Annotated in this window: 12 protein-coding genes; 6 read left to right on the top strand and 6 right to left on the bottom strand. The window is 42.9% G+C overall.

Annotated features, from left to right (window positions below; genetic code table 11):
• Positions 1-110 precede the first annotated feature (110 nt).
• Positions 111-827 carry an MIP/aquaporin family protein gene (locus A0128_RS16150; RefSeq protein ID WP_069608446.1) on the bottom strand — a complete coding sequence of 239 codons (717 nt, stop codon included), beginning with the start codon at positions 825-827 and terminating at the stop codon, positions 111-113.
• 132 nt (positions 828-959) lie between these two features.
• Here A0128_RS16150 and fliD point away from each other — a divergent pair, with 132 nt between their 5' ends.
• Together fliD and A0128_RS16140 are read left to right on the top strand one after the other, a co-directional pair.
• The gene (gene fliD, locus A0128_RS16145; protein WP_069608445.1) at positions 960-2,879 is read left to right on the top strand and encodes a flagellar filament capping protein FliD; all 1,920 of its coding nucleotides are present in this window, start codon (positions 960-962) and stop codon (positions 2,877-2,879) included.
• Positions 2,880-2,897: 18 nt separating this feature from the next.
• Entirely contained in the window at positions 2,898-3,854 is a 957-nt protein-coding gene (locus tag A0128_RS16140; protein ID WP_069608444.1) for a hypothetical protein, read from the top strand.
• A gap of 200 nt (positions 3,855-4,054) precedes the next feature.
• Here the strand turns inward: A0128_RS16140 and A0128_RS16135 are convergent, their stop codons facing one another.
• The 3 genes from A0128_RS16135 to A0128_RS16125 form a co-directional block, all read right to left on the bottom strand.
• Positions 4,055-5,851, bottom strand: coding sequence for a SpoIIE family protein phosphatase (locus A0128_RS16135; RefSeq protein WP_069608443.1), 1,797 nt, complete (start codon positions 5,849-5,851; stop codon positions 4,055-4,057).
• Between the two features lie 4 nt (positions 5,852-5,855).
• Positions 5,856-7,595 (bottom strand): SpoIIE family protein phosphatase, encoded by a 1,740-nt coding sequence (locus tag A0128_RS16130; RefSeq protein WP_069608442.1) that lies wholly within the window; start codon positions 7,593-7,595, stop codon positions 5,856-5,858.
• A gap of 420 nt (positions 7,596-8,015) precedes the next feature.
• Positions 8,016-8,393 carry a hypothetical protein gene (locus A0128_RS16125; RefSeq protein WP_069608441.1) on the bottom strand — a complete coding sequence of 126 codons (378 nt, stop codon included), beginning with the start codon at positions 8,391-8,393 and terminating at the stop codon, positions 8,016-8,018.
• 139 nt (positions 8,394-8,532) lie between these two features.
• Here A0128_RS16125 and A0128_RS16120 point away from each other — a divergent pair, with 139 nt between their 5' ends.
• A complete protein-coding gene (locus tag A0128_RS16120; RefSeq protein ID WP_069609351.1) occupies positions 8,533-8,952 on the top strand; it encodes a globin family protein in 420 nt (139 codons plus the stop codon).
• 561 nt (positions 8,953-9,513) lie between these two features.
• Here the strand turns inward: A0128_RS16120 and A0128_RS16110 are convergent.
• Entirely contained in the window at positions 9,514-10,470 is a 957-nt protein-coding gene (locus A0128_RS16110) for a bifunctional riboflavin kinase/FAD synthetase (RefSeq protein WP_069608439.1), read from the bottom strand.
• 32 nt (positions 10,471-10,502) lie between these two features.
• Between A0128_RS16110 and A0128_RS16105 the strand changes: the two genes are divergently transcribed.
• A complete protein-coding gene (locus A0128_RS16105; protein ID WP_069608438.1) occupies positions 10,503-11,108 on the top strand; it encodes an LIC10729 family protein in 606 nt (201 codons plus the stop codon).
• Between the two features lie 206 nt (positions 11,109-11,314).
• On the opposite strand, the gene A0128_RS16100 is transcribed toward A0128_RS16105, so the two are convergent.
• Positions 11,315-11,647, bottom strand: coding sequence for an STAS domain-containing protein (locus A0128_RS16100; RefSeq protein WP_069608437.1), 333 nt, complete (start codon positions 11,645-11,647; stop codon positions 11,315-11,317).
• A 120-nt stretch (positions 11,648-11,767) separates the two neighbouring features.
• Between A0128_RS16100 and A0128_RS16095 the strand changes: the two genes are divergently transcribed.
• Both A0128_RS16095 and A0128_RS16090 read left to right on the top strand, forming a co-directional pair.
• The gene (locus A0128_RS16095) at positions 11,768-12,469 is read left to right on the top strand and encodes an LIC_12936 family protein (RefSeq protein ID WP_069608436.1); all 702 of its coding nucleotides are present in this window, start codon (positions 11,768-11,770) and stop codon (positions 12,467-12,469) included.
• A gap of 9 nt (positions 12,470-12,478) precedes the next feature.
• Positions 12,479-13,207, top strand: a complete 729-nt coding sequence (locus tag A0128_RS16090; protein WP_069608435.1) for a J domain-containing protein — start codon at positions 12,479-12,481, stop codon at positions 13,205-13,207.
• Positions 13,208-13,210 lie beyond the last annotated feature (3 nt).

Genomic DNA, 13,210 nt, shown 5'->3' with positions numbered 1-13,210 from the left:
AAGTTCGCAATCGAAACGACGGAGATCCCGCAGATTTTGTTCCATTCGCAGTTTTTGAATTTTCTAAAAACTTATTGGTCGATAAATTCTTCAATTCGGTTTGATCCCAATCAAAAAAATCCCAGCACGAATCCGGCAGCCGCGGCTCCGCTCAAAGGTGCGACAACGGGAAGCCAAGCATACTTCCAATTCGAAGAACCCTTTCCCGGAATCGGCAAAAGAAAGTGAGCGAGTCTCGGACCTAAGTCTCTTGCGGGGTTGATCGCATAACCGGTGGTTCCTCCCATCGAAAGTCCGATGCTCCAAACTAAGATTCCGACCAAGAAGGCGCCGAAGTGGGTCGTCAGTCCTTGCATCGTAGGAGAAAAAATGGAAACGATTCCTAAGATCAATAAAAAGGTTCCTAAGAATTCGCTGAAAAAATTCGAAGCGGTGTTTGAGATCGCGGGCTCGGTCGAAAAGACCGCAAGGATCTTTCCTTTGTCTTTTGTTTCTTTCCAATGTGGAAGATAATGCAAAAAGTTGAATACCGCGCCTAAAAATGCGCCGGCGATCTGTGCTGGAACGTATATAAGCAATTTTGAATAATCTCCGGACTTGATTGCAAAGGCAAGAGTAACGGCCGGATTGAGATGTGCGTCCGGACTGCCGAAGGCGTTTGACGTAAAAATTCCGAGCATCACCGCGAAGGCCCAGCCTGTGGTAATTACGATCCATCCGCTGTCCTTGGATTTACTGTGTTCGAGTAGAACACCTGCGACGACTCCGTTCCCCAAAAGGATTAAAACGAAAGTCCCTAAAAATTCTCCTAAAACAGGCGATACCATAATTCCCCCACGAAAATCGGGACTAAAATCCACGGATTTCTAAGATCGGCAATTGGTTTTTAGAGCCCTCAATTTTTTCATTTTCCCTTATCTTTTTTCCGATTCGACCGATGTAGATCTTAGGAGGACAAGATGCCAGCATTTACGATTCCAGGACTTAGCTCCGGTCAAGACACCAATTTGATCGTAAAAAAATTGGTGGAATTGGAAGGAAAACCGATTCGCCGACTTGAGCAGCAGAATTCGTTTAACAAAGCTCAAGTAAAAGCTTGGAACGATCTCAAGCTCGTTACAACGGACCTCCAAAATAAAACCAGAGCACTCATATCTTTTACCGCTCCCTTTGCTATGAAGAATATCGTTTCCGAACCGGAAGGTGTCGTAAGCGGGGACGCGTCTCGTTCTGCGAGCGCGGGAAAACGCAAAATCGAAGTCAAAGAACTCGCGACCTTTCACCAAGTCTCCGGCGAAAAGACTGACGCGAACAAACAAATCCCTGCTGGAAGTTTTAAAATCTTTTCGGGGGATTCCGAAAAAGAAATCGAATTCTCCGGAGGAACGATTCGAGATCTCGCGGCTTCCATCAAAGTTTCTGCGGCGGGACTTGTAAATACAGGGCTCGTAAAAGTGGACAGCGATAATTACGTTCTCACTCTGACAGCGGGTCTTTCGGGAAAGGAACGTAAACTTAAATTCGAAGATGCAAACGGGGTTCTCCAAGCATCGGGTCTTGTGGGAGCTACGGAGCCCGCCGATCCTCCGAAAGAAATCAATCTTCTTCCCGAAGCGGATCAGATTCTTGTCTTTCAATCCGAAAAATACGGAGTTCCCGCAGACGCAAAACCAACATTCAAAGAAGAGAATGGAAAGAAATGGATCGAAGTCGCAAGCGTCGGCTCTTTTCAATTCGGAATTCCGACTTCGGAATTAAAGAAGAATACGAAGATAGAACTCATCACATCTACTCAGTTTGCACCGGAAGACAAACTAGAATTAGGAATTCTTTATAAAGAAAACGATAAAGAGAAGATGATCTTGGAAACCGCTTCCAAACAGGAAGGAAAGATCGTCCTCAATCTCAAAAGTTTTCCATCGGGCATGAAAGCTCATAAGATTCTTTTTGCAAACTCGAGCGGAAAGACTGTCGTTTTAGAAAGTTTTCACATAGTCGTTCCTGGAGAATTTAGAGGAGCTAAACCCGCCAAAGAAATCACCGAAGCAAAGGATGCGGTTTTTTTAGTCGACGGAATCGAAGTCAATCGTCCTAAGAACGAAGGTTTGACTGACGTCCTCGACGGGGTTTCTATGAACCTTCTTAAAAAAACGGAAGGCCCGGTGAGCATCGATATCAAAACGGACTCGGACAAGGGTCTCGAGATGATCAAAGAATTCATAGCCGCTTACAATACGGTTCTGAAGTTTTCAAAAGAATCCACTGCCGTTGATAAGAACGCACAAGTTAACGACGGAAAAGAAGACGGCGGTGAAATCGGCCAAACCTTTTGGGAAGGTAAAACCAAAACTGGACTTTTATCCGGAGAACATACAGTGCTTCGTTTGATCGCGGGAATGAAAACGGTTGCGAGTTCTTCTTACCCCGTCGCGGGTGAGAATCCGGTCCGAATGTTAAGCGACATCGGAATCAGCACCGGAAACGTCGGAAGCAAATGGACCGATATCCAAGACGGATTTTTGATCCTCGATGAAGAAAAACTCAAAAACAAACTCGCCGAAAATCCGGACGCGGTCCGAAATCTTTTCGCGATCGATACCAACTCAGACGCGAGAATGGATACGGGAGTCGCCGTGGATCTTTTGGAACACGTAAAACCTTACACGCAGTATGCGGGCGGTCTTGTTTCCGGAAAAGTTAAGATGCTCGAAGAGCAAGTCACTGATAATAATAAGAAGATTAAAGAATACGAAAACCATCTCGTAAGCTACGAGAAAAAACTGAAATCCAAGTTTCTTTATATGGAGCAGGGAGTCGGTAAAAACAAAGCCGTAGGAGCTTATCTGAACAACAACCTCAGAGGCGCCAGAAGCGAGTGATTCAAGCAGGAGAGTGAAATGGAAATTTATATCAACGAACATCTCTTAGATAGTTCTCTTGAAAACGAAAAAAAATTGGGCGAAGTCTTTGGCGAGATCACCAAATGGGTGGAATCCAAAGGAAAGTATCTTCTCGGTTGCACCGTGGACGGAATCGAGTTTCAGCCTTCCGTGATGCAAGATCAAGGAATCGACTCCACTCATAAGATGGAATTTTTTATCGGAGAAGAGATGGACTTTTTGGTTTCCACTCTTACCGAGCTGGATCTCTACGTTGATAAGGTAGGTTCCACTCTTTTTGGAAGAGATTCTCTAACCGAAAAGGAATCGAAAGAACTTTTAGATGGGGTAAAATGGATTCAATCCGTTTTAAACTCCGCATCCAATCTTCTTCATCTTAAGTTGGATCAGATCAAACCGATGGGAACCGGAAACAACGTTACTCAAATCGTGACTGAAATTTCCGCTCATTGTACGAGCCTTGACAGCACGGAAGCGATCGAATCCTTCTTGGAAAATTTGAGAGATCTAAAACTTTTTATCATGGATCTGATCGCGAGAACTCAAGTTTTGGATTTGGATCTTCCAACTCTAAAAGAAATTTTGAATACGTTTATCGGAAACGTCGGCGGACTCAAAGAAAGTTTTGTAAAAGTAAACGAAGCCTATCAATCCGGAAAGGACGAAGTAGCTTCCGAACTTTTGACTCAGTCTATCTCTCAGATCAACGTTCTTCTGACTTCGTTTATCACTTTGAAATTTAAAAAACCCGATCTCGATCTTTCCGAAATCGTAATCGAAGGAATCGGTTTCGAGGAAAAGACGGGAGAATTAAACGAGATCCTCGCTTCGGTTGCCGTTGCGTTGGAAGAGAAAGACATCATTCGCGCCGGAGATTTGATCGAATACGAACTTCCGGGAACCCTGGATGAATTTTTACCGTTCTTAAAATTGATTCGGGAAAAAATTTCTTAACAAAAACGAATTCTCCATAAAGGTTTGGGCGAATCCGATCCATGAGGGTCGGAGCACGCTTGAACTCAATGTCGTTCTCTATGGATCACAACGAAATGCTTCGATCAATCGATGGACGGGGCTTAAAGAAAAATTCTTTCTAAATTACGATTGGGCGATTCCGCTTCCATCGCTTTCGTAGCGGTTTGTTCGAACTCAAGTCAAAATACTTCCAAACAAAAGATTGTAACGTCATCCGACATCTCTCCTCCTCCGTAAGAACTGGAGTAAGAAAGAATAGAACGGATCATGGAGCCGGTATCTTCGCTCACTAAGGATTTAACCGCGTCTAAAAATTGATGTCTTCCTAAGATATTTCCTTCGGAGTTTCTAACTTCGAACAACCCATCCGAATAAAAAAGAATTCTATCACCTTTGAGAAGATTCAATTCGTATCTTTGAATTTTCGGAGAAGCGATCGCAAAAAGAATTCCACCCGAGCCTTCGATAAAGCTACATTCTCCGTTTCGGATCAAAAGTCCGGGATGATGACCGCCGTAACTGTATTCCAATTTTTTTGCGGAAGGGACGTATCTCATATAAACGGAGGAAAGAAAGTGCAACGTGATCGTATCTTTTAGAAGATGATGCATAAACAAAAGATTCTGGTCCGTAAGAGCGCTTCTACCGGTCGCCGCCCCGAATGCGATGGAAGTCATCGCGGCCACCATCGCGGCGGAGATTCCATGCCCGGAAACGTCTCCGAAAAGGATATGGAGGCTATCGTCCTTTTCCTTTCTGACGTTTAAAATGTCTCCGCCCACTTTTACATACGGTTGAAAATGAGAATGGATTTTGTAATCCGGAGAATCCGGAAAGTCGCGGGTCGTAATCATCTCTTGAATGTCTCTCGCGAGATCCAAATCCAAGTCCAATCTATATAATAATTTTCTAATTTTCTCTAAGGATTCCTTTTTTTCGGTAATGTCCCTGAGTATATAAACCTTTCCTCCGTTTTTACCGGAAAGAGGAATCGGAGAGGATGAGACTTCCAAATATTTGTTTTCGGGAACATGAAAAAAATCTTCCTGCGGGCCTACGAGATTTCTCTCCGAGCTCACCCTAAGATTGGTAAACTCTTTTCTTTCAAAATAGGAATCCGAAGGGAAACCGTCTAAATATTGACCAAGATCGAGCTTCATTCCCATATTAAATCCTTCCGGAAGATTTAACATCTTTTGTGCGGAGAGATTGCTAAACAAAAGCGTTCCCTTGGAAGACAAAAGGACCACACCTTCTCTGATTTCGGAGTAGAGTCTGAGCGCGATGTGCTCCAACTTTAAATCCATAAATCCGTATTTGTGAATCGCGATAAAGATACAGATCGATTGGATTACCGCTGCGCTTCCGCTCATCGGAGGAAACGTGAGAGACGAATTGATAAACCTGGGAAGAAGAGTTGTAAGAAAACTAAAGACGAAGGTAACGATGGTTCCGTAGGCGACAAGGCGAGATTGCTTTTTAAAAAAAGAATTGGAAGAACTAAAACTCTTAACGATCAAAATCATGGAACCTGTTAAAGTCGGCACGCCGATAACGATCGTACTTACGTAGAGATAAAGCGGGCCCGTCGCGATCACGTCCCCCCAATACGCTCTCGTGCTTCCGGAGATCACCAAATCGGTGCTAAGTGAAATGATAAACGAAACCAGAGAAAGACCTCGAAAGAAATAGATAAGGAAACGATAAGAGGAACCGGTAAACTGAACCGCAAACTCGAAAAACAAACAGCCTATAAAAATCCACGCAAAGGAAGAGGCTTTGAAAATGATTTCCGGCCAGTTACCGGGTAAAAAGGACCAATAGAGAATGAGCGCGATATGCCAGATCGATAAGAGAAATGAAAATCTAAGATAGAGATTTACGGTTCTGGATTTTCCTTTGAGCGCGCTTACATAAGCGAACAAAGATCCGTTGATCATCAATGCAGCAAACGGAATGAGAACGTAAGGATTCATTCGATTAAAAAACCTCCAAGATCAAAACCGCAAGGTCATCGGTTAATTTTCCGTGGCCGAACGCCAGAGAATGATCGATTGAGGTTTTAAGAATTTTGGAGGGAGTTTGAACGGGAATCTCGCGAAGTTTTTCGAGAAAGTTTTCGTATCCGAGAATGTCTCCCTCCGCGTTTCTCACTTCAAAAAGACAATCCGAATGTAAGAATAGAATATCACCTTTTTTTAATGTAAAAGAATAGTCAGTTAAGTCCGTTTCAGGAGTGATTAAAAGAATTCTTCCGGAGCCTTCCAGAGAAAGAACTTCTCCTTCTCTAAAGACTAAAATAGGATGATGGCCTGCATAAGAATATTTTAATATCTTTGTATTTGGATCGAAAGAGAGATAGGCGGCTGAAATGTGATGGCTTAGGACCGCTCCGAGAAGTAAGTTTTGAATTTTTTCGAGGGCCTGTTTCGGTTCCGGATTTTTTTCCGAAACTAATTGAAAGGAAATGGAAAGCATTCCGGCAACCATCGCAGAAGAGATTCCGTGCCCGGAAACGTCGGCAAAAAAAATGTCCAGCTTCCCGTCCGAACGTTCGAGGGCTCTAAAAAAGTCCCCTCCCACGAGTTCAAAAGGCTGAAAGTGGGAATGGAATTTATATCGAATGTTCTCCGGAAATTTTGTGGAGATCGCCGAGGTTTGTGCAATTTTTGCGATTTCGAGATCCTTACTCAGAGCCGTATAGATCGTTTCAATTTTCTCCCGAGATTCAATTTTTTCAGTAATGTCCCGAAGAATAAAAAGATAACCCCTTTCGTTCCCGGTCAACTCGATATTCGATCTTGTTAGTTCTACTCCTTTACAACTCGGATTGAAGATAGCCTTGTATTCCCGGGAAAGGTGATTCGGATTCTCCTGATATCCTTTGAAATAGTCGGATGGATAGAAGTGAGAAGGAAGAGTATTCGGAATTCCTAATATCCGAATCGCGGATTCGTTCATAAAAAAGAGGGAACGATCTTGTTTGACTAAGATCATTCCGTCGTGAATGTCTTTGAAAAGTTCTACGGCTAATCCTTCGATGTTGATTCTTAAAAAACCGTATTTAGTAATCGCAATGAATATTAGAAAAGATTGAATTACGATCGCCATCGGAGTCCAAGGGACTGAGAGGATTCTTCCTTGTTCATCCACTTGAATGATTTCCGAATAAAAACTGAGGCACATTGCCACCGTCGATCCTACGATCGCGAGTCCGATTTGTTTTCTCTGATTTTTATGAGAGGATAAAAAAGATTTTGCGAGGATCGCCAATCCGATAAAACCCGGAAGCGCGACGAATGCGAGGATCACGAAAAGATAAAGAGATCCGGGTTCGTTCTCGTATCCCCAGTAATAGAGTATGCTTCCCTTGATAACGAGATCTGTTGTCAGAGTGAGAAGATAAGAGAGCGGGATTCCGATTCGAAAGAACCAAAGAAAAAGACCCGGCGAACGATTGAGAAACGTATAAACGAATTCTAAATAGAGGGCTCCCACCGGAAGCCAGGTAACCGAAAGAATTTTGAAAGACCAAGTCATCCAAGATTCCGGAAGATAAGACCAAGTAAAAATATAGGTAAAAAGCCAGGCGTTGAGCGAGGTGGAATAGATCAGATAAGAACGAATGATCGGGTTGCCCGTGCGTCTTGCATAAACGAAGGCGATGAAGATCGTATTCGCGAACAAGGCGATCATGGGAAAAAAAAGGTAATAATTCATACGAAAGAAATCTGTTATAACCTTGAAATGATAGGATAAAGATCACCCCAACGAACCGACCAAAAAGAATCGGAATTCCAATCCTATTATTGGTTTTGACGAGGAATTTGAAACTATAAAATAATTATTTATAAAAATCCCATTCTTTTTGTCAGGGAGGAGGTGAGCATTGCTCGCTAATAAGAAAAAGTTTTTGTTTTTGAATCGGTAAATTTCGGAATGAGAAAACTCGGATCAATCATCAAAAGTGAAAAAAGGTTACACAAAATTCTAATGGAGTTTAAAGCCGAAATTATCTCCTGAGACGTTTTATTTACTCCAACGAAAAAAGGCTATGGTTTTCCATTCTAAAATGTTTCCAAAATTAGGAAATAAATAATTTCATAATCTAAAAATGTCAAAACGACTGGAAGATTCCATTTAAGAAGACGATCGGCCCCGGAAGATTGACTCCCGACCATTCGTTGAGACTTTGTCCGTTACCGGAAGTTTCAGAGCGATGTAAGGAGCCGGTGCGTTGACCTGGCTTTTTTTATTGTCGTTATAAACGTAATTCGGATTAAAATCCAGAAATGGATCTTGATCGTAGATGCTAGAATTTCCTAAACCGAATTCTATTTTTTTACCGTTTGTAAGGGAAAGGTTTGCCGTGGATCGGAGAAAGAGGGAGTCCCTACTTTTCGAGAAGATAGAATTTTCTCCCGCCAAGGCTTGCGGGAAGTCCGCGCAAAGGAGAACGGGAAAGTCTTGAAAAAAGAAAAAACCGAATCTTCGGCTGGAAACCTTCTTCTTTGCCACCTTTTCCTCCCATTTTCCGATTCCTTTTAGTTACACATTTTTATATTTCCGTTTGCGCCATTTTATAAAGCAAGATGTCTCTTTCCTGAATTCGGATATGATTGATCTTCAAATCCAAAAAGATATGAGGACCGCATCTATGAATTCTTTAACAAAGAACCAAACTCAGAGCTTGAGCGAATCGTTTGAGATCATCAATCTGGATAAGGTGAAATTTGCGGAGCTCGTCTTTGCCTTTTTAAAATTCAATCATCCAAAATACGAAAATATTTTTAACAACGTCAAGATCGAAGATGTTCGGTCTTTTATGGGCTCTGTGCGCGAGGTCGTAACTTCTTCCAGTCATGATTTTTTGTTTCCGAAGGCGATTCGGAATTTCGGTTCGGAGTGTCTGAAGATCTGCGGACGTCCGGAGGACATCCTACATTTAGAAAAGGCCTGGTCCTTTGGCATGGAAGAATGGTTGGGGCCTTGGCATACCCTTGAGATCGAAGAAAGTTGGAAAGAAGTATTCAATATTACTTATCTCTCCTTTACCGAAACTCTTCAGTGGAGCTGAAGAACGATCCTCTCATTTCGGTGATTTTTATCTGCAATATTTCCGAAAGGTATTCTCTTCCTTCCCTTTTTCCTTCAAAGAATTTCTTGTTCCGACAAAGTATCCAATCTTAAAAATCGTTTGACGCGGACTTAAAGTCCGTTCTCTGCTATCACTGCAAAATTTCTTTTTTTAAAACGCGGCAGGGATCGACTCGGAGTCAATCCATCCAAAAAGAATCGAATTTTATTATATTCAAAAAATAAGATGGATTGACTGGAGAGGAGAGCCCGGTCCGTCGAAGACGGAGCCGCCCGGAAAAAATCCAGATCCTTCCCTCAAATACTTGAATCTCAAGGAGAATCCCGTCGGAATTCCGACAATTCTTCCGTGAAGGCAGCGCGCCCCACCCTGATCTTGGGTGGAGGGGAGTGGTGGCGGGAAAAATTCCGGGAACTTTTCTCTATCACAAAATTCTAATTTTCGCAAGCAAAAATTCCCGTGTAGGAACTCCTAAAAGCCTTTCTTGTAGAACGATCCTTGTCGCAGTTCTTCGCAACTTGTGAGTAAGGTTAGAAAAAATCAGAGATGAATCGGTTTTTCAGAGCTCTTGGATTTTAGAATTTCTCTTGCATCGATTTCATCTTTTTTGAGTTGAGAGATAAGATTTTCGACTCCCGAGAATTTCACTTCGTCCCGGAGCCGATCCGTAAAAGTGATTCGAACCGTCTGATCGTAGATCTCTTTATCAAAATCAAAAATATTCGATTCTACTGTGAGTGGATTTTCTCCGAAGGTAGGGTTGCGTCCGACGTTGATCATGGATGGATATTCTTTTCCCTCCACATTCGTATAACCCGCGTAAACTCCTACGCCGGGAAGAAGGATGTTCGCGTCCGGTTTTAGGTTCGCCGTCGGAAATCCGATGGTCCTTCCGCGTTTATGACCTCCGACCACGATCCCGGTCACGGAATAAAAACGGTTGAGACATTTTTTCGCCTCTCTCACGTTTCCTTCTCCGATCAATCCTCTCACATAAGAACTGGAGAGTTTGATTTCTCCCAAATAGACCGGATCCACTCTTTCTACAGTATAGTTTAGCTTTGTTGCATATTCTTTTAAGAGTTCGTAGTTTCCCCTTCTTCCTTTCCCGAAACAATGATTGTATCCGATTACAATCTTCTCCGTTTTTAATTCTTTCAGGAGAATTTCTTCCAAGAAAGTTTCTGCGCTCATCTCGGCCAATTCGGCGTTGAAAGGAAGGACTACTAAATAATCGATCCCTTGTCTGCGGATCCATTCTTCTTTGTCTTTGAGAGTCATCAGACTCTTCATTTCCGGATTTTTTCCCAGGACGATCGCGGGGTTCGGATCGTAGGTGACGATGCAGGAGGAAAGTCCACTTTCCTTAGAAACCTTCAGAACTCGATCGATCAGGGCTTGGTGACCCAAATGGATCCCGTCAAAATTTCCCAATGTGACTACGCAAGGAGAATGAATTGATTTTCCCGCGCCTTCAAGTGTCTGGATTGTGATCAAATTCTTCCCGATCCTGTCGATACTAAGAGTAGATGTTTTTCTACCGCTTAGTATTCTTTTCTCTCTGTTTAACTTTTACCAGTACGGGGTTTCTCCAGCCGGAAGAAAATCCGAAATTTAAAAAATTCATCAACTTCGATCATCAGGGGGAAGAGGGCGCGCCTCTTCAAACGGAAGATTTTCGAACTTACGCCGAACTTTCCACTTGGGCGATTCACAACGGTCTCCAATTGGTCCGGGACCGTTCCGACTTTGCTCCCGGCGCCGGAACCGGAAAACTTCAAAACGGACTCTGTAGAATGATTCCGGAAGAAGGACTTCGTTTTTATCTCACCGCGGATCCTTCTCGAAACGAACCCCTCTACGTTCAATTGGACCTAACGCAGTTTACATATACCGAAAAACCCAAAGGGCTCAAACCCCGTGATCTGAGAATTTTTGTGAACGGCGTCTTAAAGGCGACGATTGTGTTTCCCGGAAATTCTTCTTCGTATTCTTCCCAGTTTCCCGTTCGTTTTCGCGTGGATCCTGGAGAATTGATCGAAGGTCGATTGGACTTTCGTCTCGTTCCAAACGCCGGCGAGCTGGGTCGTTTCTGGGGAATCTGGGACGTTTTCTATCACTACCACGCGCCGTAAGTAAAGATCGTTTGATGTTTTGTTAAACTGAGAACGAGGAGTTCCTACTTTTTTTTCTTACGAAGTAAAAAGCGTTTTTTGAGAGGGCCCAAAAGAAGAAAGATTTAGATTCAGAGAATGCCTAAGACGTTCGAAGTAAGAATGAGATACGATTCTTCATTCTTACTTTCGAAGTTTGGACTCGTGAGAAGGGGATTCGATGGTCCTTATGGGAAGTTGGTCGTGAATTCTGCAGGGCTGATTGTCTTAAAGTAAGAAGTAAGTCCCGCCACTTTGAAGACTTTTTCGATCGCAGGTTTCATATTCGCGATAAAAAAAGATCCGTTGAGGTCTTGTACGTAGTTTAGCTGTTTGATCAACATTCCGATTCCGGAAGAATCGATGTAATTCAGCTTTTCAAGATTTACGACTACGTTTTTATTTTCTTTGTTTACGTTCGTTTCGAAGAACGTTTTGAGATCGATCGATGTGTATATGTCCAGACTGCCCGAAAGACTTACTATGTTTGTTTCTCCTGACTTTCTGTGATTGATTTCCATACCGATCCTTTCCTTCCCTTTTCCTAGAATTTGACGATAAGTTCAATCTATTTTTGATAAAATTAAGGGGAAAATCCGAGAACCGCCGAAACTATTAGAGGACGTCGTCCGGAAACTGACATGAAAGGCACATTACTTTATTTCCTCATTTTAATTTGCGCATTTGGCGGTATTTCGGGCCAGGAGTTCGAGCCGGACGGAAAAGTAAAAATTCTTCCTTACGAACCGGGTCAAGTAAAAGACCTGGAACTCTTAGGAAAGGATATCGCCGAGTTTCACAAAAGGATCGAAAGTCGTCTTGCGTTCTTAAATCGCAGGAAACAGATCCAAGACAATCTCTACAGTCAATTTATTCCCGCATACGAGGATCAAATTCCTCAAACCAGAAATCGTTATATGCTCGATCTTCGTTTTGTTTTGAAGGTTTCGGGCGCGGGCGCGCAGAATTCTCCGATTAAATTGGAATCGATCATTTTTTGGAGTAGGAAATCATTAATTTCCAAGATGCGCCCTCAATACGAGGAAATCAGCATTCTTAAAAACGATAAGGTAAACACGGAAGGTTCGGATTCCATCGAATTGGTAGTGAAGAAAAAAACGGACGCAGGAACCAAAGAAGCGGTGTATAATGTCGCTACGATTCGGGAACCCGCGCAAAGAGTAAAACTCGTTCGTATTTACAGAACGAACCTCATCGAAATTATTCGTAGAATCGATAAGTATGTGGAAGGAAATATCAAGACCAGCGCGGAAGACGTGGAAACCACCCTTCGAGAAGTCGAGAACGGTGGGCCGTATCAGGAGAATCTTCCAAAGGATTGAACTCCTTTCATGAATGATCCGGGGTTTCAAAACGGTTTCCCGGATCATTATAAAAATCTGGGGCTATCTCCTCTTGCTTCCGTAGAAAAGGTCAAAATACGTTATCGGGAATTGGCTAAAATTTTTCATCCCGATAACAGAGAAACCGGTTCCTCCGATCTCTTTCAGAAATTCGCTCATTCCTATCAAATTCTTACGCACCCGACTCGGAGAAAAGAATACGATCTTCAGTATCTCACGAGACATCCGGAAATTCTTTTTCGTTTTCGATCCGCGAGCGAAGGGAAGAATGGAACCGGAGAAGTTTCTTTTCGACCCAGAGAAATTCCCGCGTCGAGAATTTTATACGCGGGTCAAGCCGTTGAACTCGCGAGAAAAGGACTTCTTCGTGCGGGGATGCGGAACAAAGAAAGAAAAAAGTATTCCGGCATCTTTTACGATATTAGAATTCTCTTAACTTCCGAAGAGTTGAACGTTCCGATCTTTGCCAAGATTCCTCTGGTGGTTAGGGTTCTTTGTCCGGATTGCAGAGGGTCTAACGTGTTCTGCGATTCCTGCGGCGGAAAAGGAACTTATAAGAGTTTTCGAAATCTCAATCTGGAAGCCGAAGCCGGTAAACTTCTTCCCGGAAAAGTTTATGAATTGGATCTCACCGGACTTAAACCGGACGGTTTTGTTCATTTTAAGAAAAATCGTCTCAAAGTAAAAATTGAACTCCTGGAAGGGAGTAAAAAATAGGTC

It is taken from the genome of Leptospira tipperaryensis (genome assembly GCF_001729245.1).
In the GTDB taxonomy this organism is placed as follows: Bacteria; Spirochaetota; Leptospiria; order Leptospirales; family Leptospiraceae; genus Leptospira; species Leptospira tipperaryensis.
The sequence above is the reverse complement of the archived record's forward strand: the minus strand, read 5'-3'. Positions and strand labels throughout refer to the sequence as shown.

Coding starts and splice junctions, on each gene's coding strand:
- A0128_RS16150 (WP_069608446.1), bottom strand. CDS start 827: ATGGTATCGCCTGTTTTAGGAGAATTTTTAGGGACTTTCGTTTTAATC.
- fliD (WP_069608445.1), top strand. CDS start 960: ATGCCAGCATTTACGATTCCAGGACTTAGCTCCGGTCAAGACACCAAT.
- A0128_RS16140 (WP_069608444.1), top strand. CDS start 2,898: ATGGAAATTTATATCAACGAACATCTCTTAGATAGTTCTCTTGAAAAC.
- A0128_RS16135 (WP_069608443.1), bottom strand. CDS start 5,851: ATGAATCCTTACGTTCTCATTCCGTTTGCTGCATTGATGATCAACGGA.
- A0128_RS16130 (WP_069608442.1), bottom strand. CDS start 7,595: ATGAATTATTACCTTTTTTTTCCCATGATCGCCTTGTTCGCGAATACG.
- A0128_RS16120 (WP_069609351.1), top strand. CDS start 8,533: ATGAATTCTTTAACAAAGAACCAAACTCAGAGCTTGAGCGAATCGTTT.
- A0128_RS16105 (WP_069608438.1), top strand. CDS start 10,503: ATGTTTTTCTACCGCTTAGTATTCTTTTCTCTCTGTTTAACTTTTACC.
- A0128_RS16100 (WP_069608437.1), bottom strand. CDS start 11,647: ATGGAAATCAATCACAGAAAGTCAGGAGAAACAAACATAGTAAGTCTT.
- A0128_RS16095 (WP_069608436.1), top strand. CDS start 11,768: ATGAAAGGCACATTACTTTATTTCCTCATTTTAATTTGCGCATTTGGC.
- A0128_RS16090 (WP_069608435.1), top strand. CDS start 12,479: ATGAATGATCCGGGGTTTCAAAACGGTTTCCCGGATCATTATAAAAAT.